Here is a 23,256-nt window from a genome sequence, read left to right on the forward strand (position 1 = left end):
TCGTCCTCGTGCGCCGCGACGATCGCGGCCACCGCCTCGGAGACGTACGTCTCGGTCGCCGGCTTGCCGAGACCGAGCCCACTGAGCACCCCCTTGCCGTCCTCCAACTCCAGCAGGGCGAGCAGGATGTGCTCGGTCCCGACGTAGTTGTGCCCCATGCGCAGGGCCTCGCGGAACGTCAGTTCCAGGGCCTTCTTCGCGCCCGCGTCGTACGGAATGAGTTCGGGCACGCTCGGTACGGCCGGCGGCAGGACCGCCTCGACCGCGTCGCGTACGGCTTCCGCGGTCACGCCCTGCGCGACGATGGCCCGCGCGCCGATGCCCTTGGGCTCGCTCAGGAGTCCCAGCGCGAGGTGTTCCGGCCGGGTCTGGTCGTTGCCCGCCGCGCGGGACTCCTCCTGGGCGGCCATCACCACCTTCCTGGCCCGGTCGGTGAAGCGGCTGAACCCCTGGCTGGCGTCGAGGTCCGACCCCTCGCCCGGCTTGGCGACGAACCGCTTCTGGGCGGCCTGGCGGGTGACCCCCATGCTGCGGCCGATGTCGGTCCATGAGGCGCCGGAGCGTCGTGCCTGATCCACGAAGTGGCCGATCAGGTGATCGGCGACATCGCCCAGATGATCCGCGGCGATGACCGCGTCGGACAGCTGGTCGAGAGCGTCGGTGTGAACCTTCTTGATGGCGTCGATCAGATCGTCGAGCCGGATGGGATGAGTCATGTGTCAACCGTAGGTTGACACGAGGAGAGTGTCAACTCGTAGTTGACGCCTTCTCGGGGGTGTCGTGACGGTGGGGGGGGGAGCCCGGAAGCGGCGGAAGAACGCGCGGACGTCGTCGGTGAACAGGCCAGGCTCCTCCAGGGCGGCGAAGTGGCCGCCGCGGTCGAACTCCGACCAGTGGACGATGGTGTTGTCCCGCTCGGCGAGCTGCCGCACAGGCCGGGCCGGATCGGCGGCGAAGACCGCCACGCCGGTGGGCGTCGTCAGCCGCCCGCCGCGCGGCGGGCGGGACGGGTGGGCGGCTTCCCAGTAATGACGGGCGGACGATCCGGCGGTCGCGGTCAGCCAGTAGAGCATGACGTTGGTGAGGAGCCGGTCGCGTGGCACCGCGTCCTCGGGCGTCCGCGTGGAGTCCGTCCACTCCATGAACTTTTCCACGATCCAGGCGAGTTGACCGACGGGGGAGTCCGTCAGGCCGTACGCCAGTGTCTGCGGCCGGGTCCCCTGGATCTTCGCGTAGCCGGACATCTCCGGTTCGGCGGCGATCAGCCGGTCCAGCCGGGCGCGGTCGTCGTCGCTGAGGGCGGCGGCTTCGGCCGGGTCGTCCGGCGGGAGGGTCAGCAGCGTGTTGAGGTGGATCCCGACGACGTGGTCGCCGTCGACCGCGGCGAGTTCGCGGGTGATCGCGTGCCCCCAGTCGCCACCCTGTGCGCCGTAGCGGCCGTACCCCAGCCTCCGCATCAACTCGGCCCAGGCCAGGGCCACTCGGTGCACATCCCAGCCGCCCTCGCGGGTCGGCCCGGACAGGCCGTAACCGGGAATGGACGGGATGACGAGGTCGAACGCGTCGGCCGTGTCGCCGCCGTGCGCGCCGGGGTCGGTCAGGGGGCCGATGACGTCGAGGAACTCGACGACGGATCCGGGCCAGCCATGCGTGATCAGCAGCGGCAGCGCGTCGGGCCGGGCGTCCGCGCCGGTGTCCGTGCCGGTCTGCGCGCCTGCGGAGCGGATGTGCAGGAAGTGGACCGTGGCGCCGTCGATGACCGTCGTGAACTGCGGGAACCGGTTGAGGTACGCCTCCTGCGCCCGCCAGTCGTAGCCCGTACGCCAGTACTCGGCGAGCTCCCGCAGATAGGGCAGCGACACCCCCTGGGACCAGCCGGCGCCGGGGAGTTCGTCGGGCCACCGGGTGGCGGTGAGGCGGGCGGTCAGATCGTCCAGGTCGGTCTGCGGGATGTCGATGACGAACGGTTCGATCGCGAACGCGGTGTCCGTGCCGGGCTCCTTCACCGGGCGCCGCCGCCGTCCGGCTCACCGGCGAGCGCGCGTGCCGCCGCCACCTCGTCCGCGTCCCAGCCCCAGTGCCCGGCGCCGGTCTCCCGTGCCTGCTCGTCGATCCACCGGTGGTGCGCCTCCCAGGCCGCCTGCTTGCTGGTGCCCAGGGCCGCGCCGATCTGCGACCACGAGGCGCCGCTCCGGCGGGCGGACCGTATGGAGAGCTGCCGCCCGTATCCCGCCTTGCGGGCGATCACCTCGCCGAGCGCGAGCAGTTCCAGCGACTCGCCGCGTGTGAGCGCGTCCGCATCCGGGTGTTCGGGGGCGTCCTCGTCGGCGGGGGACGCCAGGGCGTCGCGGGTCCGCAGCGCGTCGTAGCGCGCGACGGCGCCGGGCAGCGTGTACCGGCGTTCCAACTCGTCAGGTGTGGACATGACTTCATCCTTCTCGTCAGGCAGGCTTGACGTCAAGCCTGCCTGACGAGAAGGAAGAATCCGCCGGCCTGCCCCTCGCTCACCCCTCCATGACCGTCAGATCGAGCCGGTCCAGCCGCTCGGGATCGCTGAGGATGACGATGGAGACGATCGTGCCCCGCACGATCGTGAACGCCAGGACCGAGACCGGCCGCCCGTCCGCCGTCACGACCACCCCCGCCGCGCCGTTGACGAGCGCGGGCCGAGACACCTCGGCGAACCGGGCCGCGAAGATCGCCCCGCCCGCGACGGCCGCCGCGCCGCGCACGAGCCCGCCCGGACGCAGCGTGCCGCCGTCCGAACGCACCACGATGTCCGGGTCGAGCAGCGCGACGAGCGCGTCGAAGTCGCCGTCCCGCACCGCCGCGAGGAACGTATCCACCACCTCGCGCTGCCTGGCGACATCCGGGTCGGGCGCCGGAGCCGCCCCGTGCACCCGCCGCCGGCCCGGCCGGCAAGCTGCCGCGCGGCGGCGTGCTGGCCGACTCGGTCGGCCTGGCGCTGCTCGTGGTGCCCTTCGAGGAGATCGCCCCCATGGTCGGCCGCTGAACCTTAACTGCACCATCTGGAGAACCACTGATGCTCGGACCGCATAGATTCACCGGATTGCTGAGGCCGCACATCCAACCGCCACAACCGCCACGACCGCCAGCCTGGCGAACGCCCCCCGGCAGAGAACTACTTGTCGCGCATGGCTTCGATCTCGGCAGCCAGCACGGCCACGTCGCGTGCCCGTGTGTAGTACTTGCTCGCGTACTCGTCGCTGATCGCCGGAAGAACCTTCTCGAACACCCCCACCAACCTGATCAAGCCTCCTCTGGACGGTTCGGGGAGGGGGCCATCGAGGACGCGGTAGATGTAGCCGGCGGTGTCCGCGTCGAGCATGACCATGTCCTGGCCTTCTACGTCCAGGCCGCGGAACCCGTTCGGGAACGGCATGGCCAGGTACTCGTCCATCATCTGCGCGAGCGCGTCGAGCCTCTTCCGAATCACGCGGAGATTCTGCCAGGGCCCGTGCGGTGAAGTGCCAGTCACACCCCTGGAGGGGGAATCACAGCACCAGCAAGCGCACGGACCCCAACCCGGCGAACCTCTGGGGTCAGAGCACTAGCTCACGCCAGTTTGATCGTCTCAGCGCACTGGTGCGCCTTTAGGTCGCAGGGCGGACCGAGGGAATGCCCGGCGAAACGTGGCCCGTGCGCCGGGCAAAGCGGGTTGCGTCGGCGTGCTTCTGGCGTAGTAGTTGGAGGGTGAGATCGATGCCCTCGATCTCACCCTTCCAGCCCTCCGTCTCGGCGCGTTCCCGCCGGGAGAGGAGGTCGCGCTCGATCTCTTCCGGCCGCCTGATCATTTCCCGGTTCACCTGTAGTACGGGGCAGCGGATGCCCCGTTGACTGAACGAACCACATTGATTGTGCAGTTCAGGGCACGGGGGAGGTTGTCGACCAGTACGGTCTGCGGTCGTGATGAACGATGGTGTGCCCGAGCGGAATCTGTCGAGGTTGACCGTTCCTCGGTGGGGTCGGCTGGTGGAGACCGGCGACCGGTACGAGCCCTACCGGCTCGTCAACGCAGACGGCGCGGCTGTGGTGCCTGCCGCAGTGTTCTTTCAGGAACTGCTCGCAGCCGGGAAGACGGCGGCGACCGTCCGCTCGTATGGCGTGGACCTGCTGCGGTGGTGGCGGTTCCTGAACGCGGTGGAGGTGCCGTGGGATCGAGCGACACGCGTGGATGAGCGCCACCGGGCGCGGCCTGCTGGGCTTAGGGATGGGGAAGCGGTTCATGGAAAGATTCGAGACGGAGAGTCTGGCGCTCATGCCTGGCCAGAAGGTGCAGGCCAGGGTCCTCAGCCATCGCCCATGGGGTGTGCTCGTTGAGATCGTTGGTTACGAGAACGCTGGTCTGTCGGCCTCTATCGACATGATCCAGCAGTTCTCCCGGACCACGGGCAGCCACGACGAACTACTCGCGCTCTTTCCACCCATCGGTTCACGGATCGATGCAGTGATCGAGCGAATCCGCCGCTGGCATCCGCCGGTATCAGTGCGGCTGGCCATCCGACCTGCCGACCTGGAGTCGCTGGTCTGGAGCTGCGACTTCTGTGGTGAACCGATCACGTTGGGCCCAGGTGGAGACGCCCTCGTCTTGGACTCGCGCAGCAGCGACGGTCCAGGAAGCCACACCATCATCTCCCACCGGCACTGCCTGGCCGAGCGCATCCGCCCGGAGAACGGTGGAGAGCGGGCGCGAGCATTGAAGATCGGGAAGGTGTGCTGAAGTCGTGAGGTCCGCGCCTACCGGCATGGATGAGCTCGACAGCTCATTCGGAGGGAACCAAGCGATAGTTCAGAGAAGCAGGCGTGCTCGTGGTTGCACGGACTGCCGTAGGGGCGCCCGCACAGGGCGAGCTCGACTTTTCTGGTGTCCAAGTGTCCCTCGAAGGCGTGCCACTCGTCGGCCGTCGGGTCGCGGTACTCGGATTCGGGGCGGGTTTGCCGCCGGTTGGCGAGGAACTGATCGCCCGGCAGCGGCAGCGTGGCGGTGAGGTCTTCTTCGTCCTCGGGCGTGGCGCCTTCGCCTTGTGGTGGAGCCGCGCCTCGGGCGCCGGGTACGGCACGCCTTCGGCGGAGGCGGCCCCGTTCGTGGACGGGTCCGCGTACTCGGGGGTCGCGGCGCGGCAGCGCGAGGTGGGCGGGTCCCGAACCGGGCTCACGCTCGGGGGCCGTGTCGGGCAGGGCGATCAGTCCTTGTCCAGGCACGGCGGTCGGTCGGTCCTACGGGCTCGCCGGCAGCCCCATCGCGTCGGCGAGGGCGTCGATCTCGGACGTGAGCAGGGTGCTTCCCCGGTGTCCCATGCCCGTGAACTGTCCCTGGACCTCCAGGCTGACCGCCCCGTGCATCCGCGACCAGACGGTGACCGCGCCCGCGAGGGCCACACCGGGATCGGCGTCGGGGGCGTACGCCCGTACCCACTCGGCCACCGCGGGTGTGCTCTCGTCCCAGGCGCCCAGCTCGGCCTCCAGGGCCCCGGCCGCCGGCCGGGGCGACCCCTGCGCGAGCACCGCCAGGAACGGGCCGAGGACGGCTCGCGCGCTGTCGACCGTCTCGCTCGGGGCCTCGTAGCCGGGCGACGGCGCGCCCGCCAGCAGCTGGTACAGATGGGGGGCCTCGACGGCCCACTTCCGGTACACGGCGGCCAGCGCGTGCAGCCGCTCCCGGGCGGGCCGGTCCGCGGTGCGGGCGGCCTCGGCCCGCACCGCGGCGGCGACATCCTCGTAGCCTTCGATGATCAGCTCGGTCAGCAGGGCGTCCCGGCTGCCGAAGTACTTGTAGAGTGCCGGGCCGGTGACCCCCAACTCCTTGGCGATCGCGTTGAGACTGAGCGACGCGGGGCCGCCGTCGCCGATCTGCCGCAAGGCGGCCCGCTTGATCTCCGCACGTACGTGCTCGCGGTAGCGCTGCCGAGGAGTGTCCTTGCCGACCGGCATAGTCACAGCCTTTCGTTACTCAGAGACTCTAGATTTAGAGCCTCTAGCTTTTCATTGCAACTGTAGCTTTTGTGAGTCGACTCGGGCAAACACGGCGACAAGACGGGCGACACCGGCCACCGCGAGGGCGAGACCCATCAGCGCCGCGCTCACCCAGACCGGTGACCGGAAGCCGAAGCCCGCGTCGATGGTGAGCCCGCCGAGCCATGGGCCGGCCGCGGCGCCGATGTTGAAGGCCGCCGTCGCGAAGGAACCGGCCAAGGTCGGTGCGCCGGGAGCCAGTTGGAAGACCTGGGAGATCATCGCCGAGCCAGTGCCGAACGCGAGCATCCCCTGGACGAAGACGAGCGCGACCGCGGCCACCGGACTCACCGCGCTCAGCGCCAGCGCGATCCAGCCGAGTGCCAGGGACGCCATGCCGGCCACCACGAACACGCTCCGCCGCGCGTCGGCGACCCGGCCCGACAGCGTGACGCCGACGAGAGACCCCACCCCGAACAGGGCCAGCAGGGCGGGCACCCATCCCGCGCCGAGTCCGGTGACACGGGTGGCGAGCGGTTCGAGGTAGGAGAAGGCACAGAACGTCGCGCCCTGGACGAGCGCCATCGTCAGCAGCGTGAGCAGTACGCGCCGGCCGGTGAGGGAGCGCAACTCCTCGCGCACGGTGGGCGGTGCTTCGACGCCCGCCGACGGGCCCGCGGTCGCGGTCGTCGCCGCGGGCCGCTCGTCCGGGACCGACGTCACGATCGCGACGAGCGCCGGCAGCGACACGAGAGCCACCGCCCAGAACGCGGCCCGCCACCCCAGGTGCTCACCCAGCAGCGCCCCGGCGGGCACGCCCACCACGCAGGCGACGGTGACACCGCCGACGACGACCGACGTGGCACGCGCCCGCGCCGCCGGCTCGACCATCGAGATGGCGGCGACCAGGGCGACTGCCCAGAATCCCGCGTTGGCCAGGGCTCCGACGATCCGGGTCGCGAGCAGTACCTCGTAGCCGGGGGTGACGGCGCCGACGACGTGCGTAGCTACGAAGACGGACAAGAAGATCAACAACGCGCGGCGGCGCGGCCACCTACGGCTGAAGAGCGCCATCAACGGCGCGCCGATCACCATCCCCACGGCGAAGGCCGACGTCAGCAGACCGGCGGCGGGGATGGACACGCTCAGATCCTCGGCGATGCCCGAGACGAGCCCGGACAGCATGAACTCGGAGGTGCCCTGGGCGAAGACGGCGAGCCCGAGCACGTAGACAGCGAATGGCATGGAGGAACCCCAAGGAAGACAGGAGAAGTTGACGGACCGTGAGGTGAAGCGAGGGGGAGGTGGGCCGCGCCCGTACGGCATGACGGTGCGTCACGACATAGGGCGACGCGGCGGAGAACCGCCAACAGCCAGGCACGCCCGGAGAGTTCACGGACGGACAGCCGGGACCGAATGGACGGATCGGGAGACGCGGAAAGGGCGGCCCACACGACGGTGGACCGGCGGCAACAGCCGTACCGAGCGCCCGCCCACGACCAGGCACGGTCCTGCGGCGTCAACTCGACAGCGGATCGGCCACCGGGCGACCGGTGGCTAGAGTCTGTCGGACTCGGGGCTGCTCATGATCGGCAAACTACCACCCGCGCCCTGTGCTCTCCACCCGAATAACGATGTGCGGGCACGGCGACGGGCCACTAGGTCGTGTCTTCGAAGTAGCGCCGTCCGCCCGCAGGGCGGGGCCCGCGGCGGCTGGTGCGGTGCGTCGCAAGGCGGAGGATCGGTCTCGTACCGGGCGTACTCGGCCGACTCCGAGAACGCGGCGAGGTGCCGTGTCAGGCGTCGCGGGCCAGGCGGGACTTTGAAGACACGACCTAGCTTCGCGGGCATGGAAGAGCGACCCGTCGGCATCGAAGACTCCGACGTGCGGCAAGCACTGAACGCGTGGGGGATCGACCCCGTCATCTGGGAGTACGCCCCCGTCGGCTTCGGCGACCACCACTGGACCGCCACCGACACGCGAGAGCGGCGGTGGTTCGTGACCGTGGCCGATCCGGCGCACAAGAGCTGGCTCGGAGACGGCCCGGAGGCCGCCCTCCGTGGTCTGCGGGACGCCATGGACACCGCCGTCGCGCTGCGTGACGCGGAGCCGCACGGCCTGGACTTCGTGGTGGCGCCGGTGCGGACCGCCGACGGCGAGACGGTACGCCGACTGGGGAGCGGGCACGCGGTCAGCGTGTTCCCGCTCGTGCCGGGCACGCCGGGCCACTTCGGCGATCCCCTCACCGCGCACGACCGGGACCTGGTGCTGGACCTGCTCGCCCGGCTCCACCGGACGGCTCCGCCGGCCTCGGCCCGCGTGCTGCCACCGGAGTTCGCGACGCGCCCCCGGCTGGAGGTCGCGCTGCGGGAGACGGGCAGCCCCTGGGACGGCTTCGGACCGTTCGCCGAACCCGCCAGACAACTGCTCGCGGACCACGCCGCCGCCCTGCGCTCCCGGCTCGGCGAATTCGACCGGCGGGTGGGGGAGTTGAGGGCGCGCGACGCGCCGCTCGTCATCACACACGGCGAGCCGCACCCCGGCAATGTGCTGCGGACGGGGGAGCGGCGGCGGCTGCTGCTCGACTGGGACACGGTGGGCCTCGCGGTACCCGAGCGGGACCTCTGGCTGGTCGCGGACGGCCCCGACGACCTCGCGCGGTACGAGCAGGCGGCGGGCCGCAAACCGGATCCCTCGGCCCTGGCACTCCACCGCCTCCGCTGGGCCCTGAACGACATCGCCGAATTCCTCGGTTCGCTTCGCGCACCGCACGACGGGACCCCGGACGTGCGGCAGGCGTGGAAGGCGCTGACCAGCACGGTGGAGAGCCTCGCGGCGGAGGCGTAGGCGCCGCTCGGTGCGTGTGGTCCGATCCGGTGAGTGTGTCGGTGCGCACGCCTGCGGCTCCGTCCGGAGCGGTTATAACCACCTCATGCTCTATCACTTCGCCGTACTGGAAAACTGGCTGGCCGATCCCGATCGGCCCTACGCGCCGCCGTCATTGGCCCGCGACGGTACCGTCCACTGCTCCCCGACGGAGGCGGCGGTCCTCAAGGCGGTCGCGCGCTTCCACGAGGACACGCCCGGACTCGTCCTGGTGGTCGACGAGACCAGGGTCGACGTCCCGGTCGAGTGGGTGCCCCCGCCGGCCCACTCGCCCATGGCCCACGAGCCCGGATTCCGGATGGCACGGCTCCTGGGGCCCCTCAACCGTGACGCCGTGATCCAGCAGATGGATGTGGTCCGCGCCGAGGACGGCCGGGACTGGGGCCTGATCGCGCGGGACGGCTCCACGGCACGGTGACGACCGGCGGCCGACCGCCTGCCCCGCCCGGTGCCCGCACCGATTCCCCGGGCAGCTGAGCCGGGCCGAATCTCGCTGGTGGGGCCGGTGAGGCCGACCCTAGTATCGACCGCGATGACGCCGATGGACGAAGAACTCGACGACGCGTTCCGGCGGGCCGACGCCGGTCGGCTGTCCGTGCTGCTGGACTCCGCCGTCTGCCCGCCGGAGGTATTCGAGCGGCTCCTTCGGCACGCGGACGCGCGCGTACGGTCGCTGGGGCTGGCGCTCCTCGGAGAGCGGGTCGCGTCCGGTGAACCGGCCGAACTCGGCGCCCTGTTGCCCACAGCGCTGTCGGCCGCCGGAGCGCCGCCCGACACCTGGGCGGCGGAGGACTCGCTCGCCCTGGCGGAGCTGTACGCGCGGCTCGGACCGCACGTGCCGAAGCCGTACGCCGTCGCGGGCCGCGCCCCGGCATGGCGGACGGCCGGGCTACCCGTGCGCGTAGAGATCGCCTGGCTGCGCGCCGAGATCGCCAACGACCCGACGACCGTCCGCCGGGAGCCCGCCGGAGAACCGCTCCACCAGGCCGTACGGGGGACGGTTATCGCGCATACCCCTCGGCCGCGACTGCTGGTGGCGGAGCTGGCGGACAGTGGCGATCGGGTGCTGGTGGCCGAGTCGTTGAGGCTGGCGAGGGAAGGGCTGCACGCCGGAGTCCTGGCGGCCGGGCTCGTCCGCGATCATCTGTCGCGGTTGCTCGATCTCGCCGCCGATGCCCGGACCGTCGCTGCCGCGCTGGCCGAACTCGCCGAGCCCTGGGCGGTGTTGGAGCCCCTGCCGCCCGGTCGGCTGTCCCCCCTCCTGACCGCCGCCGAAGCCACCGTACGACCCGAGGTGGCCGACGCCGCACTCACCGCGCTCGCCCGGCACGGCCACAACGGCGTACTGCGGCGGGCCGTCGAAGACCCGGACCTGCCGCCCCGGCTGCGACGCCGCGCCCTGGAACTGCTCGGATCGCTCGCCACACGCGACGACATCGGCGAGCTGACGGCCGTCGCCACACGCGACCCGCTGCTGTTCGGCGAGTCGGCCGTGGCGTGCCTGCAAGGGCTCCACCGGCGCGGGCACTTCGTCACCGGCCGGGACGTTCCCGCCGTCGTCGCACTCGCGCTGGCCGACCACGCCATCGCGCCCAGCGACATCGCGACCATCCTCTTCACCTGCCGACAGGACATGTTCCGGCTGCTGACCGATGTCCCCGCCGATGATCCGAGCCGGCCGCGCGGGCTGGACCTACTGGTCGCGCTGGCCGGACAGGGCACGGGCGGCGCGGGCGAACTCCCCGTCGGCGACGCCATCACCCGTGCGCTCGCGGCGACTTCGACTCCTCGGCCGTTCCTCGACGCGCTGCGCGCGCTACGGCACACGCCCGCCGAAGAAGCCGTACTGGCGCGTCTGACGACAGAGCCCGCAGCCGCGCTCGACGCCCTGGAGGCCATCGGGGGACCGCGGACCGCAGCGGCATTGAGGGACGGGCTCGGCCTCACGGCAGCCGACGGCGCGAGCGTCGTCGCACCGCACCTGCGCGCGGTACGGCACAGGGCACTTGAGCTGCTCTGGCAGCTCACCGAGGACGCGGGGGAGCGGCGCGCCCTCCTCGTACGTCTCGACCCCGCCGACCTGCCCCCACGGATCGCCGCCGATCTCGGCGGCCCCGACGAAGGCGAACTGGCCCTGCTCGGCGCCCGCGTGGACCGGGGCGAACCGGTGGCGGCGCTGTGCGGACTGGCCGCCTACGGAGGCGCGGGCACGCTTCCGGTCATCGCCGATCTCCTCCTGGACGTGGTGGCCGAACTGGCCTCTGCGGAAAGGATGTTGACCGAACGGCCAGCCGACTCCCGGCCGCCCGGCTTCCGGCCGCCCGACTCCCGACCCCCCGGCATCCGGCCGCCCGCGTCCCCGCCGCCGGACGGACCGGCGGCCACCGGTGAGCCCGTCGTGCCCGGGGAAGTCCTCGAAGCCGTACGGGAACTGGGGCGCCGGCTCCACGCGCGGCGCAGGATCCGACCGACCTGCCTGCTCGACGCGCCCGACGCCGACGCGGCCGGCAACGCACTCGCCGCGACCATGGTGCTCGGACTGCTCGACCGCCCCGAGACGACCGACGGCCGGCGGGTGATCCTCCTCGAACTGCTGACCCGAATCCCCTACCCGCACATCCGGCCGCGCGTGCACAGGCTGCTCCGCCACCGCGACCCCCACGTGCGCAAACATGTGATCGCGCTGCTCGCCCGCGACTCCGACGGAGACGACGCGCAGGCGCTCTCGGCGAGCCTCATCACCCTCACCACCGCCGACGACATCCAGACCGTACGGCAGTCACTGCTCACCCTCGGCCACGCACGGGCGCGCTGGGCGGCGGGCGCCGTCGCGGACTGTCTCGACCACCCGAACATGAACATCAAGAAGACCGCGGCCGGCGTGCTCGCCCGGGCGGGCACCGCGGCCGCCGTACCCCAGCTGCTCAACTGGCTCGGCCGCCACGACAATCCAGGGTTCAGGACCGCGCTCGTCGAGGCGCTGCGGGCCATCCTCGGCCCCGCCCACGAGGCGACAGTGCGCGCCGCGCTCGACCGCACGGAGGAGCCGCGCGCCCGACAACTGCTGGGCGCGTGCCTCGCGGAGAGCGCCCAGGCCGAGGAGCCGGCGCCCTCCGACTTCGACGCGCTGGAGACCGGCGGCTGGCAGCCGGCGGTCGCGCTGCGGATCGCGGGACGTCCCGAGCTGCCCGCGCGCCTCCCGCCGCACGGACTGCGGCGGACGCACGCGGACTGGCTCGGCCTGGCCGACTCGATGCCGGACGCCCTGTCCGACACACGGGTGCGACTGGTGCGGGTGGCGGTCGCGATCCGCCCGAGCCGACTGTCCGACGACGAGAAGAGGACCTACGCGCGGTACCTCCGGGTCCTGCTCAACTGCCTGACGGACAAAGCGACATCGGCGGAGGGCGGGCGGGGCGTCCTGTCCGTGCTCGGAGAGCTGGCGCCCACGCTCCCGGCGGTGGACAAGCAGGCCGTGGCCGCCGCCGTACGCGCGCTGCCCGGCACCGCGCCCACTCCGACGCTGACCGTGCTGCGCGGCTGCGGCGTGGCGCTGGTGCGCGCCGATCTGGATCAGGCACTCGCGGCGGCGGCTACCGCGCGCTCCGAGGGAGCCGTACTGCGCGAGGCGTTCGGGATCCCGGACGCCCCCCGGGACGGACTTCCGGCCGCAGCCCTCACCACGCCCAACTCCCGTGCGTTGCTTGCCGCGTTGGCCGACGACTACCCGTCCGCCGATCCCGCGACCCGGTCCGCCCTCCTCGACCGCATGACGGCGCTCCAGCCCCTGGACGCGCCGCCCTGGACCCTCGGCGAGACCGCGTCATCCGACGGGTCGACGGCGCGGACAGCCGACCGGACGGTACGCGCGGACGACCTGGACCAGCCACGTTCGGCGGCCCTGCGCGCGCGTCTGCTGGACATGCTCGACGCACCCGACCGGGGCCGTCGTCGTACCGCCGCCCTCGCGCTCCTCAAGTGGCCCGATCCCGACGTCCGTTCGGCGGTGCTGCGCGCGTACCTCCACGGCCGCGTCGACGTCGACATCCCGGCCGACGCCGTACCGACCGGTGCGCTCGCAGCCCTGGCAGGGGCGGAGCCGCACGCCGACGAGATCCGTTACGACCGGCTGGCCCGGGTGGCCGGGCTGCTGGACCCGGGCGTCCTGGAACCGCTCGTACCCCGCCTCCTGGAGTGGTGGCAGCAGGCTCCGGAAGCCGTCCGCCCCGTTCTGAGGGCCGTCCCGGCGGATACGCTCGCCGTGCTCCTCGGGGAGCGCGTAGCGGCGGGCGCGTGGGGATTCCTCGACCTGCTCGCCGGCCGTACGCTGCTTCGCACCCCCGCGCTCACGGAGATCTGCCGCCGACTGCGCGCGGAGGGCCGGGACCGCGTCGCCGACAGCCTTCTCCTGGTCGACGGACCGTTGCGCGACCCGGCGGGCGGACGTCAACTCGCAGACGTACGGGGCCGGTTGACGCAGCCGGCGGGAGACCCCGGCGGGCCTTCCCACCAGGATCTGCTGCATCTGGCCCGTACGGGCGGCCCCGATCAGATCCGCCGGGCGCTCACCCGTCTCACCGAGGAACACCCCCGCGCGAAGGCGGCCCCCGGCGATCCCGAACTGCGCGCGCTGATAGACGAGTTGTTGCACCATCCCCGGCCTCGCGTCCGTCTGCACGCCCACCGGGTGTCCCGAGCACTCTTCGACCGGGCGACGTACCTGCGCCACACGTCGTCGCTGCTGAGCGATCCGCAGCCGGACGTGGTGCGTTCGGCTGTCCGGACACTCACTCACGCGGGCTGGGAGCCCGCCGTTCCCGCGATCGTCGCCCTGCTCGACCACCCCCACCCGGTCGTACGCGGCGCGGCGGTGGACGGCCTGCTGCGCCTGGGCCGGCGGGCGGCCCCCACGCTCCGGCACACGGCCGACCACGCACGTCCCGACAGGCGCTCCGTCTACACGTCCGTGCTCGACCGGATCATGGCGATCGGCATCGAAGAGGAGGGAACGACGGCGTCGGTGTCGTGACGCGACACCGGGGGCGGGCTCAGACGTGCGACTCCGCAGGGAAGCCCGTCCAGCGCAGTTCGGCGGGCAGATGCCCCATGTCGTTGTAGAGCAGCACGGATGACGGCCGGTCCGGGGCGTAACGGATGACGGTCAGCGCCGCGTTGCAGTGATTGAGTCCCATCCACCGCCAGGGCGGGGCGTCGAGGGCGTCCCGTACGAGCCAGCCGATGAGGAAGTTGTGCGTCACCACCAGCTCGTGGCGCGGCTCGTCACCCTCCACCGGCCCGGTGAAGCGCGCGAGCGCGTCCCGCGCCAACTCCGGTCCCCGCGCGCGGTCTTCGGCGGGAAACCGCCCGAGGTGCTCCAGCATCGCGTCCGCGTGGTCCGGGGGCAGCTCGCGCGCGTGCGGCACATACGGAATGTAGTCGCCCGCCAGATCGGACAACTCGCACTCCACACCGTCCAGTTGGTCGACGATCAGGCGGGCCGTGCGCGCCGCCCTCGGCAGCGGTCCGTGCCGGACGGCCGAGAGCGGACCGCTTCGTAGCCGTTCGCCGAGCAGTACGGCCTGACGCCGGCCGTTCTCCGTGAGGTCGCTCTCGTCGGCCGAGGCCTCACCGTGCCGCGTCAGGTAGAGGTAGCGCGTGGCTGTCGCGGTCCCGGGTGTGCTCGGGCCTTCGCCGGTGTTCGTGATCTTGCCCATGTCCGGACGGACGCGCGCCGCACCCCGGCCGGTTCCCGGCCCGCCCTCACCCGTCCCTGCCCCCGGAGCTCCCGCTTGACATCGCCTCGCAATGAGCTAACACTCTAGTTATAGCTTCTAACGCAAGCGAGAAGAACATCGAGGGGTTGATTGTCATGAACGATCTGCGACAGGCCGGCGACCGAGCGGTGATGACCGAGATCGTCCTGCCCGGCGTTGTCGAGCCGGCCGGACTTGAGGTGCGGCAGCAGCCCGTGCCCGCTCCGGGCCCCGGCCAGGTGCTCCTGGTGATGGAGGCGTCCGGCGTCTCCTTCGCCGAGCAGCAGATGCGGCGCGGTAAGTACTACGACCAGCCGCCGTACCCCTTCACTCCTGGCTACGACGTCGTCGGCACCGTGGCGGCGGTCGGGACCGGCGGGGATGCGTCGCTCGTCGGACGCCGTTTCGCCGTGCTCACCAAGACCGGCGGCTGGGCCAGCCATCTGCTCGTACCGGCGGCCGAACTGGTCGAGGTGCCCGCCGATGTCGACGCGGCCGAGGCCGAGACCCTGGTGGTGAACGGCATCACCGCGATGCAGATGCTGCACCGTGTCGCCGATGTGCGGGCCGGCCAGACCGTGCTGGTCCTCGGCGCCAACGGCGGTGTCGGATCCACCCTCGTCCAGCTCGCCCGCCGCGCGGGCGCCCGTGTCATCGGGACGGCATCCGCCCGGCACCAGGAGACCGTCCGGGAACTGGGCGCCATCCCGATCGACTACCGCACGCCCGACCTCACCGCGGAGGTCCGTAAGATCGCTCCGAACGGTGTGGACGCGGTCTTCGACCATGTCGGCGGTGAAGGGATCGTCGCGTCGTTCCGGCTCCTCGCCCCCGGCGGGACGCTCGTGTCGTACGGCACGGCCTCGACCCGCGACGCGGAGGGCTCGTCCAAGTTGCCCGTCCTCAAGCTCATCGGCCGGCTCCAGCTCTGGAACGCGCTGCCCAACGGCAAGAGCGCCCACTTCTTCAACATCTGGGCGGGCAAGCGGCGCGCCGACGCCTTCCAGGCGCGGCTCGCCGCCGACCTCACCGAGGTGCTGACCCTGCTCGCCGACGGGGAGATCAAGCCGCAGGTCGCCGCGCGTCTGCCGCTGTCGCGGGCGGCCGAGGCGATGAGCCTGGCCGAATCCGGCACGGTGACGGGAAAGGTCGTGCTGATCCCGGACGCCGCGCGGGACGGGCGCGGAGGACACCGCGAGAGCGACATCGGGCAGGTGTGACTCCCCACCGCCGGGCGGTCGTTCAGATGACGCACGCCGCCATGGACGCCGCGAACCGGTCGGAGTCGTCGCGCCACGGGAAGTGCCCGGCGCCGGGCCGTACGACGAGTCCGGCCTTCGGGAACAGCCCGGCGAACTCGGTCACGGCGACCGGCGGGCCCCCGGGGTCGACCTCGCCCGCGAGCGGCAGCACCGGTCCATCGAATCGGCCGAGCGCCGGGCGCGTGGCGTCCGGGCCGAAGGCGCCTTCCCCTGCGAACGCGCCCGCGGCCCCCTCGTCGCGCTGCGCCTCCCCGGCGGCCTCGAAGGCCCGGGCCTCCTCGTCCCAACGGCCGTAGGGGAACGGCGTGACGGCCTGCCAGGTGTCGGCGGTGGCACGGCCCTCGGTGATCGCCTCCGGCGCCGCGTACGCCGCCGGGAACCACGGCTCGTCGTGGCGAGGCCGCGCCCTCTCCCGCCGCACTTCCCCCGGGACCGGGATACCGGCCGTCCAGAGACTCGGCGTGATCGACGCGAGCCTGCCGACGCGCTCCGGGTGGCGGGCCACGTACCGCGTCGCCGGATCCGCACCGCCGGAGTGACCGAGCAGGTCCGTCCGGACGAGACCGAGATGCGCGCAGCGCGTCGACGCCGTCGACGAGCCGGTCGCGGCGGTACGACGCCGGGTCCTCCGGTACGGCGGACCCGCCGGTGCCACGGGGATCCGGCATGATCAGCCGTCGGTGCGCCGAGAGACCGCCCAACTCGCCGAGGTGGTCGGCGGACTGCGTGGGCCCGCCGGACAGGCGGACCAGGGGAGCGCCCTCACCGAATACGTGAGGGGCGAGACGTGTGCCGTCAGACGCGTAGTAGGTAGGCATCGCGCAGACCTTGTCAGCGGCGCCCACCAGCGGCATCCGGGATTCTCGGCCGCCCGGCCGACGGCGTCGACCGCTGGTGCGACACCGAGTCACGCCCTCACGTCGAGTCACGCCCTCACGTCGAGTCGCCCTCATGTCGAGTCGCCCTCACGTCGAGTCACGCACGACCAACGTCGTGGGCAGCACGAGCTGTCGGTGAGCCGTCGCGGGTTCGGCGATCTCCTTCAGCAGCAGCCTCGTGATCGAGTGCCCGATCGCCTCGATGGGCTGCCGCACGCTCGTCAGCGCCGGCGTCGTGTGCCGGGCGATGACCGAGTCGTCGAAGCCGATCACCGCCACGTCGTCGGGCACCCGCCGCCCCCGCTCGCGCAGTTCCGTCAGTGCCCCCGCCGCCATGACGTCCGACGCGGCGAAGACGGCGTCGATGCCCGGGGCGCGGTCGAGCAGGTCGCTCATGGCCGTACGCCCGCCCTCCTCGGTGAAGTCCGAGACCGCGACGAGGCGTTCGTCCACCGCCGTGCCCCGTTCGGCCAGGGCCTCGCGCCAGCCCTGGAGCCTGCTGTTGCCGACGTCCATGTCGAGCGGCCCGGTGATCGTCGCGATCGTGGTGCGCCCGCCGTCCATCAGATGGCGTACGGCTGTCGCGGCGCCCCCGACGTTGTCGGAGTGGACATGGCTCAGCGACTCGTCGGGCGAGCGACGGCCCGCCAGGACGGTCGGCATCCGCATCTCTTCGAGCAGGCCGGGCAGCGGGTCGTCGTCGTGGATCGACACCAGCAGCACGCCGTCCACCCGGCGCGCCGCCGCGAAGCGCGTCAGCCGGTCCAGCTCGCGCCGGTCACGCACCAGGATGAGCAGCAACTGCATCTCGGTGTCGGCCAGTTCCGTACTCACGCCCCGGATCACGGCGGAGAAGTACGGCTCCGCCGCCAGCCGGCTCTCGGACTCGGGGATCACCAGCGCGACGCAGTCCGTCCGGCTCGTGACGAGGCTGCGCGCCGCCGGATTGGGTATGTAGTTCAGCTGCGTGATGGCCGTCTCGACAGCGGCGCGGGCCTTCGCGCTGACGCCGGGCGCACCGTTGACGACCCGCGAAACGGTCCCTCGTCCCACCCCCGCCAGCTCGGCGACGGCTTCAAGAGTTGGCCGCTGACCTCGGTGTTTGGGGCTGCTCATGGCTTCTCCTGATCTCTGACCCGGAGGCGGCCCGGTTACCGCCTGCGCAGGGCACTTGACCCGCGAGGTACCGCTCCGCCCCTCTCGGCGCCGGACATCTCCGGGCAACGGAAATGTCTTCAACTCTTGACACGGTGCGACGTTCTCCGCAGAGTCTTCCACAACCGACTGGGAGCGCTCCCATTCTCCCGTTCACCGGATGCCGGGCCCGCGTCCGGTGTTGTTCATCGAGTCACTTTTCGGCGCGTCGAGCGCCCCGCAAGGAGGAAGCACATGGGCACCGCCCGTCATCGCTTCGGTTCCATTTTCTCTGCTCGTCCGTCCCGCCTCCCGTCCCGCTTTCCGAGGCTCGCCGCCGTGTCGGCGGCCGGTCTGTCGCTCGTGCTCGTCGCCGGCTGCGGAGGCGGTGGCGACACGGACAAGGCGAAGACGAAGGACGGCAAGACCGTCGTCAGCATGGGGATGTTCGGCGTCATGGGGTTCAAGGAGTCGGGGCTCCTCGACCGGTACATGGAGGAGAATCCCGACATCGTCATCGAGGCCGACGTGTCCGGCGACGAGCAGACGTACTACACGGCGCTCCAGACGCACCTGGCCGCGGGCAGCGGCCTCAAGGACATCCAGGGCATAGAGATAGGCCGGGCGAAGGAACTGGTCGACACCCAGTCGGGCAAGTTCGCCGACCTGTCCAAGACGCCCGGTCTCGACCACTACCTGCCGTGGAAGTCGAGCCAGGTCACCACGGACGACGGCAAGCTTCTGGGACTCGGCACGGACATCGGCCCGATGGCCGTCTGCTACCGCAAGGACCTGTTCGAGCAGGCGGGACTGCCGACCGAGCGCGCCGAGGTCGAGAAGCTGTGGGCGGGCGACTGGTCCAAGTACGTCGACGTCGGGCGGGACTTCAAGCAGGGGACCAAGAACAAGAAGCTCGCCTTCATGGACAGTTCGAGCGGTCTGTTCAACGCGATGATCTACGGCGACGAGCAGCAGTTCTACGACAAGAGCGGCGAGCTGATCTACGACGACAACCCCGTGGTCAAGGACGCCTGGGCGCTCGCGGCCGACGCCGCCAAGTCCGGACTGACCGCCAAGCTGCGGCAGTTCCAGCCCGGCTGGGACCCGGGACTGGCCAACGGCACGTTCGCCACCGCGGTCTGCCCCGCGTGGATGCTCTCGCACATCAGCGAGAAGGCGGGACCGGCGAACAAGGGCAAGTGGGACGTGGCCAAGGCGCCCAAGGGCGCCAACTGGGGCGGGGCGTTCCTCGGGGTGGTGGAGAGCAGCCCCGTGAAGAAGGAGGCGTCCGATCTCATCGCCTGGCTGACCGCGCCCGAGCAGCAGGCGTACATCTTCGAGAAGCTCGGCAACTTCCCGTCCTCGAAGACCGCGCTGGACATGCCGGCCGTGGCCAACGGCAAGTCCGCCTACTTCAGTGACGCGCCGATCGGTCAGATCTTCGGTGACGCGGCGAAGGAGATCCCGGACGAGCAGGTCCTCGGGCGCAAGGACGGCACGATCAAGGACGCGTTCTCGGCCGGTCTCCAGCTGATCGAGGCGCAGGGCAAGAGCGCGGACGCGGCGTGGAAGACGACGGACGAGCGCATCAAGAAGGCCACGCGCTGACCGGCGGGGCAGTCCCGGCGGCCGGTCTCACCCGACCGGCCCGGCCGCCGGGACGCGCCCCCCGTTTTCAAACCCCCCGTTCCAAACCCCCGTCCAAACCTCGCGCCCGTCCCGAGTACCCCTGCTCCACGGAACCGCTCCCACAGATTTCAAGGAAGGACGCCCGCGTGGCCACCTCCACCCCGGCAGCCCCCACCGACGGGCAGCCGCACCCGACCCCGGACGGCTCCGGCGGGAAGGGCGGCGCCGGCCGCGACGCAGCCGCCGGCCAGTCGCGACGCAACATCCTGCACCGGCTGGACGTGCGAGCGGTGCCGTACGCCTTCATCGCCCCGTTCTTCCTCATCTTCGGGGCCTTCGGCCTCTACCCGCTCATCTACACCTTCTGGATCTCGCTGCACCGCGTCGAGCTGTCCACCCTGGACACGATGGAGTGGCGAGGACTCGCCAACTTCACCGAACTCATCGACGACGACCGGTTCTGGAACGCGCTGACCAACACCTTCACCATCGGGGTCATCTCCACCGTCCCGCAGCTCCTGATGGCTCTGGTCCTCGCCCATCTCCTCAACTACCGGCTTGCCGGCTCGACGTTCTTCCGGGTCGCGGTACTCACCCCGTACGCCACCTCCATCGCCGCCGCCGCGCTCGTCTTCACCATGCTCTTCGAGCGTGACTTCGGCATGATCAACTGGGGTCTGAGCTTCTTCGGGATCGAGAACGTCGACTGGGAGAACCAGAAGTGGCCCGCCCAGTTCGCCATCTCCGCCATCGTCATCTGGCGCTGGACCGGCTACAACGCGCTGCTCTATCTGGCGGCGATGCAGGCGATACCCAGGGACCTGTACGAGGCGGCGGCGATCGACGGCGCGTCACGCTGGCAGCAGTTCCGCCAGGTCACGATCCCCGGCATCAGCGCCACGATCGTCTTCACCATCGTGCTGTCCACGATCGGCGCGACCCAGCTGTTCGGCGAGCCGCTGATCTTCGGCCAGGGGCCGAACGGCATCAGCGGGGGCGCCGACAACCAGTACCAGACGCTTGGGCTGCTCCTCTACGAAGAGGGCTGGAAGAACTACCAGATGGGCCGGGCCGCGACGATCGCCTGGGCGATGTTCCTGATCCTCGTGCTCGTCTTCGTCCTCCAGCGCGTCGCCAAGGGTGTCAAGACGCGCCGGACGCGGGGCACGGCCCCGAAGAAGCAGCCCAAGTCCACGCCGTCCGCCACGTCCTGACCAGGGAGCAGCAGCCGCATGACCATCGACACCGCACCCGTCCGGGCGGACGCACGCGACCGCGCGACCAAGGCGCCCGCGCCCTCCGGACGTCTCCGGATCCGGCGCGCGCTGCGCCCCGGCGCCGGACGCACGCACCACGCCGGACCGCTCGCCTACATCCTGCTCGGCATCGCCGCGCTCATCTCGCTCTTCCCGCTGTACTGGACGGTGGTGGCCGCCTCCACCGACAACACCCGCGTGTCGCAGACCCCGCCGCCGTTCCTGCCGGGCCCGAATCTCCTCAAGAACCTCGGGATCGCCTGGCAGGACGCCGCGATGGGCAAGGCGATGCTCAACAGCCTGATCGTCGCCGGCGCCATCGCGCTGTCGACGGTCTTCTTCGCCACCCTGGCCGGCTTCGCGTTCGCCAAGCTGCGCTTCCGGGGACGCAACCTCCTACTGCTGCTGGTCATCGGGACGATGATGGTGCCGCCGCAACTCGGAGTCGTACCGCTGTTCATGATGATGGCCGAGCTGGGCTGGGGGCAGACGCTTCCGTCGGTCATCTTCCCGACGCTGGTCAGCGCCGTCGGGGTGTTCTTCATGCGGCAGTACCTCAAGGAGGCGCTGCCCGACGAACTCATCGAGGCGGGGCGCCTGGACGGCGCGCACTCGCTCCGTATCTTCTGGAGCATCGTCCTGCCGATCGCCCGCCCGCCCATGGCCGTGCTCTTCATGATCACGTTCGTGCACGCGTGGAACGACTTCTTCTGGCCGTTCATCGCGCTCGACATGACCAACCCCACGGTCCCCGTCGCCCTCACCCAGCTCAGCGCGGGCTATGTGCGCGACCAGTCCGTGATCATGGCCGGCGCGCTGCTCGGCACCCTGCCGCTGCTGGTGATGTTCATCGTCTTCGGCCGCCAGATAGTCGGCGGGATCATGCAGGGGGCGGTCAAGGGCTGACCCGGCCCTGAGATCCCCTGCCCCACGCGCACCCTCCCGCGCACAGCCGCGCCCGCGTACCTCCCCACGCAACACACCGCACACGGCTCACAGTTCAACTCCTGAAAGGGACCCTCGTGGCCACATCCCCCTCCGTACGAGTCTTTCCGCCCGAGTTCCTCTGGGGCACCGCGACAGCCGCCTACCAGATCGAGGGCGCCGCACGGGAAGCCGGCCGCACCCCCTCCATCTGGGACGTCTACTCCCGCACCCCCGGCAAGGTCCGTAACGGCGACACCGGCGACATCGCCGCCGACCACTTCCACCGCTGGCGCGAGGACACCGCCCTCATGTCCGACCTCGGCGTCGGCGCCTACCGCTTCTCGGTGTCCTGGCCGCGCGTACAACCCACCGGCAGCGGCCCCGCCTCCCAAGAAGGGCTCGACTTCTACCGCCGCCTCACCGACGACCTGCTCGCCAAGGGCATCGAACCGGTCGTCACCCTCTACCACTGGGACCTTCCGCAGCATCTGGAAGAGGCGGGCGGCTGGCCCGAGCGCCGTACGGCGGAGAGCTTCGCCGAGTACGCGGCTCTCGTCGGGGACGCGCTCGGCGACCGCGTCAAGACGTGGACGACGCTGAACGAGCCCTGGTGCAGCGCGTTCCTGGGTTACGGCTCCGGGGTCCACGCCCCCGGCCGTACCGACCCCGTCGACGCGCTGCGCGCCGCCCACCACCTCAACCTCGGCCACGGACTCGCGGTCCAGGCGCTGCGCGACCGGCTCCCGGCGGACGCGCGGCTCTCCGTCACGCTCAACCTCCACCACGTACGGCCCCTGACCGACAGCGCGGCCGACCGCGACGCGGCCCGCCGGATCGACGGCCTCGCCAACCGGATCTTCACGGGACCCATGCTGGACGGCGCGTATCCCGAGGACGTCGTGGCCGACACCTCGTCGCTCACCGACTGGTCGTTCGTCCGGGACGGCGACACCGCGCTCATCAACAGGCCGCTGGACTTCCTCGGCGTCAACTACTACTCGCCGACGCTCGTCTCCCGCCACGAGGGTCCGCCCGCCCACCGGTCGGACGGACACGGCGTGAGCGACCACAGTCCGTGGCCGGCCGCCGACGACGTCGCCTTCCACCAGACGCCGGGACCCCGGACCGCCATGGGCTGGACGATCGACCCGCAGGGCCTGTACGAACTGCTCATGCGGGTGCGTCGGGACCACCCGGAACTGCCGCTGATGATCACCGAGAACGGTGCGGCGTTCGACGACTACGCCAACCCCGACGGCGAGGTCCACGACCCGGAGCGGATCGACTATCTGCGGGACCACCTCGCCGCCGTACACAGCGCCATCGAGTCGGGAGCCGACGTGCGGGGCTACTTCCTGTGGTCGCTGCTCGACAACTACGAGTGGGGCTACGGCTACAGCAGGCGCTTCGGCACCGTGTACGTCGACTACGCCACCCAGCGGCGCATCCCCAAGGCCAGCGCCCACTGGTACGCGAAACTCACGCGCAGCGGCAGTCTCGCCGCCGCCACCTCGGGGGACGCGGTGACCGACGGGCGGTAGAAGCGCCACCACGGCC

At 71.2% G+C, this 23,256-nt stretch carries 19 protein-coding genes and 1 pseudogene; 9 read left to right on the forward strand and 11 right to left on the reverse strand.

Features of this window, described 5'->3' with window-relative positions; translation table 11 throughout:
* The 6 genes from P3L51_RS05170 to P3L51_RS05195 all read right to left on the reverse strand — a co-directional run.
* Positions 1–716 (reverse strand): Clp protease N-terminal domain-containing protein (locus P3L51_RS05170; protein WP_354603834.1); only part of this gene is annotated, 716 nt, incomplete at its 3' end.
* 3 nt (positions 717–719) lie between these two features.
* On the reverse strand, positions 720–1,973 hold the full coding sequence (locus P3L51_RS05175; protein ID WP_354603892.1) for an epoxide hydrolase family protein: 1,254 nt from the start codon (positions 1,971–1,973) through the stop codon (positions 720–722).
* Between the two features lie 29 nt (positions 1,974–2,002).
* On the reverse strand, positions 2,003–2,425 hold the full coding sequence (locus P3L51_RS05180; protein ID WP_354603835.1) for a hypothetical protein: 423 nt from the start codon (positions 2,423–2,425) through the stop codon (positions 2,003–2,005).
* Positions 2,426–2,504: 79 nt separating this feature from the next.
* Complete coding sequence (locus tag P3L51_RS05185) at positions 2,505–2,849, reverse strand: nuclear transport factor 2 family protein (RefSeq protein ID WP_354603836.1); 345 nt, start codon at positions 2,847–2,849, stop codon at positions 2,505–2,507.
* A 293-nt stretch (positions 2,850–3,142) separates the two neighbouring features.
* Positions 3,143–3,457, reverse strand: a complete 315-nt coding sequence (locus P3L51_RS05190) for a hypothetical protein (RefSeq protein ID WP_354603837.1) — start codon at positions 3,455–3,457, stop codon at positions 3,143–3,145.
* 157 nt (positions 3,458–3,614) lie between these two features.
* Positions 3,615–3,815 carry a recombinase gene (locus tag P3L51_RS05195; RefSeq protein WP_354603838.1) on the reverse strand — a complete coding sequence of 67 codons (201 nt, stop codon included), beginning with the start codon at positions 3,813–3,815 and terminating at the stop codon, positions 3,615–3,617.
* 380 nt (positions 3,816–4,195) lie between these two features.
* Here P3L51_RS05195 and P3L51_RS05200 point away from each other — a divergent pair, with 380 nt between their 5' ends.
* Positions 4,196–4,741 carry a hypothetical protein gene (locus tag P3L51_RS05200; protein ID WP_354603839.1) on the forward strand — a complete coding sequence of 182 codons (546 nt, stop codon included), beginning with the start codon at positions 4,196–4,198 and terminating at the stop codon, positions 4,739–4,741.
* 497 nt (positions 4,742–5,238) lie between these two features.
* On the opposite strand, the gene P3L51_RS05205 is transcribed toward P3L51_RS05200, so the two are convergent.
* Both P3L51_RS05205 and P3L51_RS05210 read right to left on the reverse strand, forming a co-directional pair.
* Positions 5,239–5,952, reverse strand: coding sequence for a TetR/AcrR family transcriptional regulator (locus tag P3L51_RS05205; RefSeq protein ID WP_354603893.1), 714 nt, complete (start codon positions 5,950–5,952; stop codon positions 5,239–5,241).
* A gap of 51 nt (positions 5,953–6,003) precedes the next feature.
* On the reverse strand, positions 6,004–7,218 hold the full coding sequence (locus P3L51_RS05210) for a Cmx/CmrA family chloramphenicol efflux MFS transporter (protein WP_354603840.1): 1,215 nt from the start codon (positions 7,216–7,218) through the stop codon (positions 6,004–6,006).
* 604 nt (positions 7,219–7,822) lie between these two features.
* On the opposite strand from P3L51_RS05210, the gene P3L51_RS05215 reads away from it, so the two are divergent.
* From P3L51_RS05215 to P3L51_RS05225, 3 genes are all read left to right on the forward strand, one after another.
* Positions 7,823–8,821, forward strand: coding sequence for a phosphotransferase enzyme family protein (locus P3L51_RS05215; RefSeq protein ID WP_354603841.1), 999 nt, complete (start codon positions 7,823–7,825; stop codon positions 8,819–8,821).
* Between the two features lie 85 nt (positions 8,822–8,906).
* Positions 8,907–9,278 carry a DUF952 domain-containing protein gene (locus tag P3L51_RS05220; RefSeq protein WP_354603842.1) on the forward strand — a complete coding sequence of 124 codons (372 nt, stop codon included), beginning with the start codon at positions 8,907–8,909 and terminating at the stop codon, positions 9,276–9,278.
* A 114-nt stretch (positions 9,279–9,392) separates the two neighbouring features.
* Positions 9,393–13,889, forward strand: coding sequence for a HEAT repeat domain-containing protein (locus P3L51_RS05225; RefSeq protein ID WP_354603843.1), 4,497 nt, complete (start codon positions 9,393–9,395; stop codon positions 13,887–13,889).
* Positions 13,890–13,908: 19 nt separating this feature from the next.
* Here P3L51_RS05225 and P3L51_RS05230 read toward each other — a convergent pair whose 3' ends face one another.
* Positions 13,909–14,574, reverse strand: a complete 666-nt coding sequence (locus P3L51_RS05230; RefSeq protein WP_354603844.1) for a histidine phosphatase family protein — start codon at positions 14,572–14,574, stop codon at positions 13,909–13,911.
* Between the two features lie 155 nt (positions 14,575–14,729).
* Between P3L51_RS05230 and P3L51_RS05235 the strand changes: the two genes are divergently transcribed.
* The gene (locus tag P3L51_RS05235) at positions 14,730–15,833 is read left to right on the forward strand and encodes a medium chain dehydrogenase/reductase family protein (RefSeq protein WP_354603845.1); all 1,104 of its coding nucleotides are present in this window, start codon (positions 14,730–14,732) and stop codon (positions 15,831–15,833) included.
* A 22-nt stretch (positions 15,834–15,855) separates the two neighbouring features.
* On the opposite strand, the pseudogene P3L51_RS05240 reads toward P3L51_RS05235, so the two are convergent.
* Both P3L51_RS05240 and P3L51_RS05245 read right to left on the reverse strand, forming a co-directional pair.
* Positions 15,856–16,693 (reverse strand): annotated as a pseudogene (locus tag P3L51_RS05240) (alpha/beta fold hydrolase).
* A 147-nt stretch (positions 16,694–16,840) separates the two neighbouring features.
* Entirely contained in the window at positions 16,841–17,869 is a 1,029-nt protein-coding gene (locus tag P3L51_RS05245) for a LacI family DNA-binding transcriptional regulator (protein ID WP_354603847.1), read from the reverse strand.
* 273 nt (positions 17,870–18,142) lie between these two features.
* Between P3L51_RS05245 and P3L51_RS05250 the strand changes: the two genes are divergently transcribed.
* From P3L51_RS05250 to P3L51_RS05265, 4 genes are all read left to right on the forward strand, one after another.
* Positions 18,143–19,495 carry an ABC transporter substrate-binding protein gene (locus P3L51_RS05250; protein ID WP_435594377.1) on the forward strand — a complete coding sequence of 451 codons (1,353 nt, stop codon included), beginning with the start codon at positions 18,143–18,145 and terminating at the stop codon, positions 19,493–19,495.
* Positions 19,496–19,662: 167 nt separating this feature from the next.
* Positions 19,663–20,730 carry a carbohydrate ABC transporter permease gene (locus P3L51_RS05255; protein ID WP_354603848.1) on the forward strand — a complete coding sequence of 356 codons (1,068 nt, stop codon included), beginning with the start codon at positions 19,663–19,665 and terminating at the stop codon, positions 20,728–20,730.
* A gap of 18 nt (positions 20,731–20,748) precedes the next feature.
* Positions 20,749–21,678, forward strand: coding sequence for a carbohydrate ABC transporter permease (locus P3L51_RS05260; RefSeq protein ID WP_354603849.1), 930 nt, complete (start codon positions 20,749–20,751; stop codon positions 21,676–21,678).
* A 116-nt stretch (positions 21,679–21,794) separates the two neighbouring features.
* The gene (locus P3L51_RS05265; RefSeq protein ID WP_354603850.1) at positions 21,795–23,240 is read left to right on the forward strand and encodes a GH1 family beta-glucosidase; all 1,446 of its coding nucleotides are present in this window, start codon (positions 21,795–21,797) and stop codon (positions 23,238–23,240) included.
* The last annotated feature ends 16 nt before the right edge of the window (positions 23,241–23,256 follow it).

The sequence above is a fragment of the Streptomyces panacea genome, from assembly GCF_040560175.1.
GTDB classification, from domain to species: Bacteria; Actinomycetota; Actinomycetes; order Streptomycetales; family Streptomycetaceae; genus Streptomyces; species Streptomyces panacea.

Coding starts and splice junctions, on each gene's coding strand:
- P3L51_RS05180 (WP_354603835.1), bottom strand. CDS start 2,425: ATGTCCACACCTGACGAGTTGGAACGCCGGTACACGCTGCCCGGCGCC.
- P3L51_RS05195 (WP_354603838.1), bottom strand. CDS start 3,815: ATGATCAGGCGGCCGGAAGAGATCGAGCGCGACCTCCTCTCCCGGCGG.
- P3L51_RS05200 (WP_354603839.1), top strand. CDS start 4,196: ATGAGCGCCACCGGGCGCGGCCTGCTGGGCTTAGGGATGGGGAAGCGG.
- P3L51_RS05205 (WP_354603893.1), bottom strand. CDS start 5,952: ATGCCGGTCGGCAAGGACACTCCTCGGCAGCGCTACCGCGAGCACGTA.
- P3L51_RS05210 (WP_354603840.1), bottom strand. CDS start 7,218: ATGCCATTCGCTGTCTACGTGCTCGGGCTCGCCGTCTTCGCCCAGGGC.
- P3L51_RS05215 (WP_354603841.1), top strand. CDS start 7,823: ATGGAAGAGCGACCCGTCGGCATCGAAGACTCCGACGTGCGGCAAGCA.
- P3L51_RS05220 (WP_354603842.1), top strand. CDS start 8,907: ATGCTCTATCACTTCGCCGTACTGGAAAACTGGCTGGCCGATCCCGAT.
- P3L51_RS05225 (WP_354603843.1), top strand. CDS start 9,393: ATGACGCCGATGGACGAAGAACTCGACGACGCGTTCCGGCGGGCCGAC.
- P3L51_RS05230 (WP_354603844.1), bottom strand. CDS start 14,574: ATGGGCAAGATCACGAACACCGGCGAAGGCCCGAGCACACCCGGGACC.
- P3L51_RS05235 (WP_354603845.1), top strand. CDS start 14,730: ATGAACGATCTGCGACAGGCCGGCGACCGAGCGGTGATGACCGAGATC.
- P3L51_RS05245 (WP_354603847.1), bottom strand. CDS start 17,869: ATGAGCAGCCCCAAACACCGAGGTCAGCGGCCAACTCTTGAAGCCGTC.
- P3L51_RS05250 (WP_435594377.1), top strand. CDS start 18,143: ATGGGCACCGCCCGTCATCGCTTCGGTTCCATTTTCTCTGCTCGTCCG.
- P3L51_RS05260 (WP_354603849.1), top strand. CDS start 20,749: ATGACCATCGACACCGCACCCGTCCGGGCGGACGCACGCGACCGCGCG.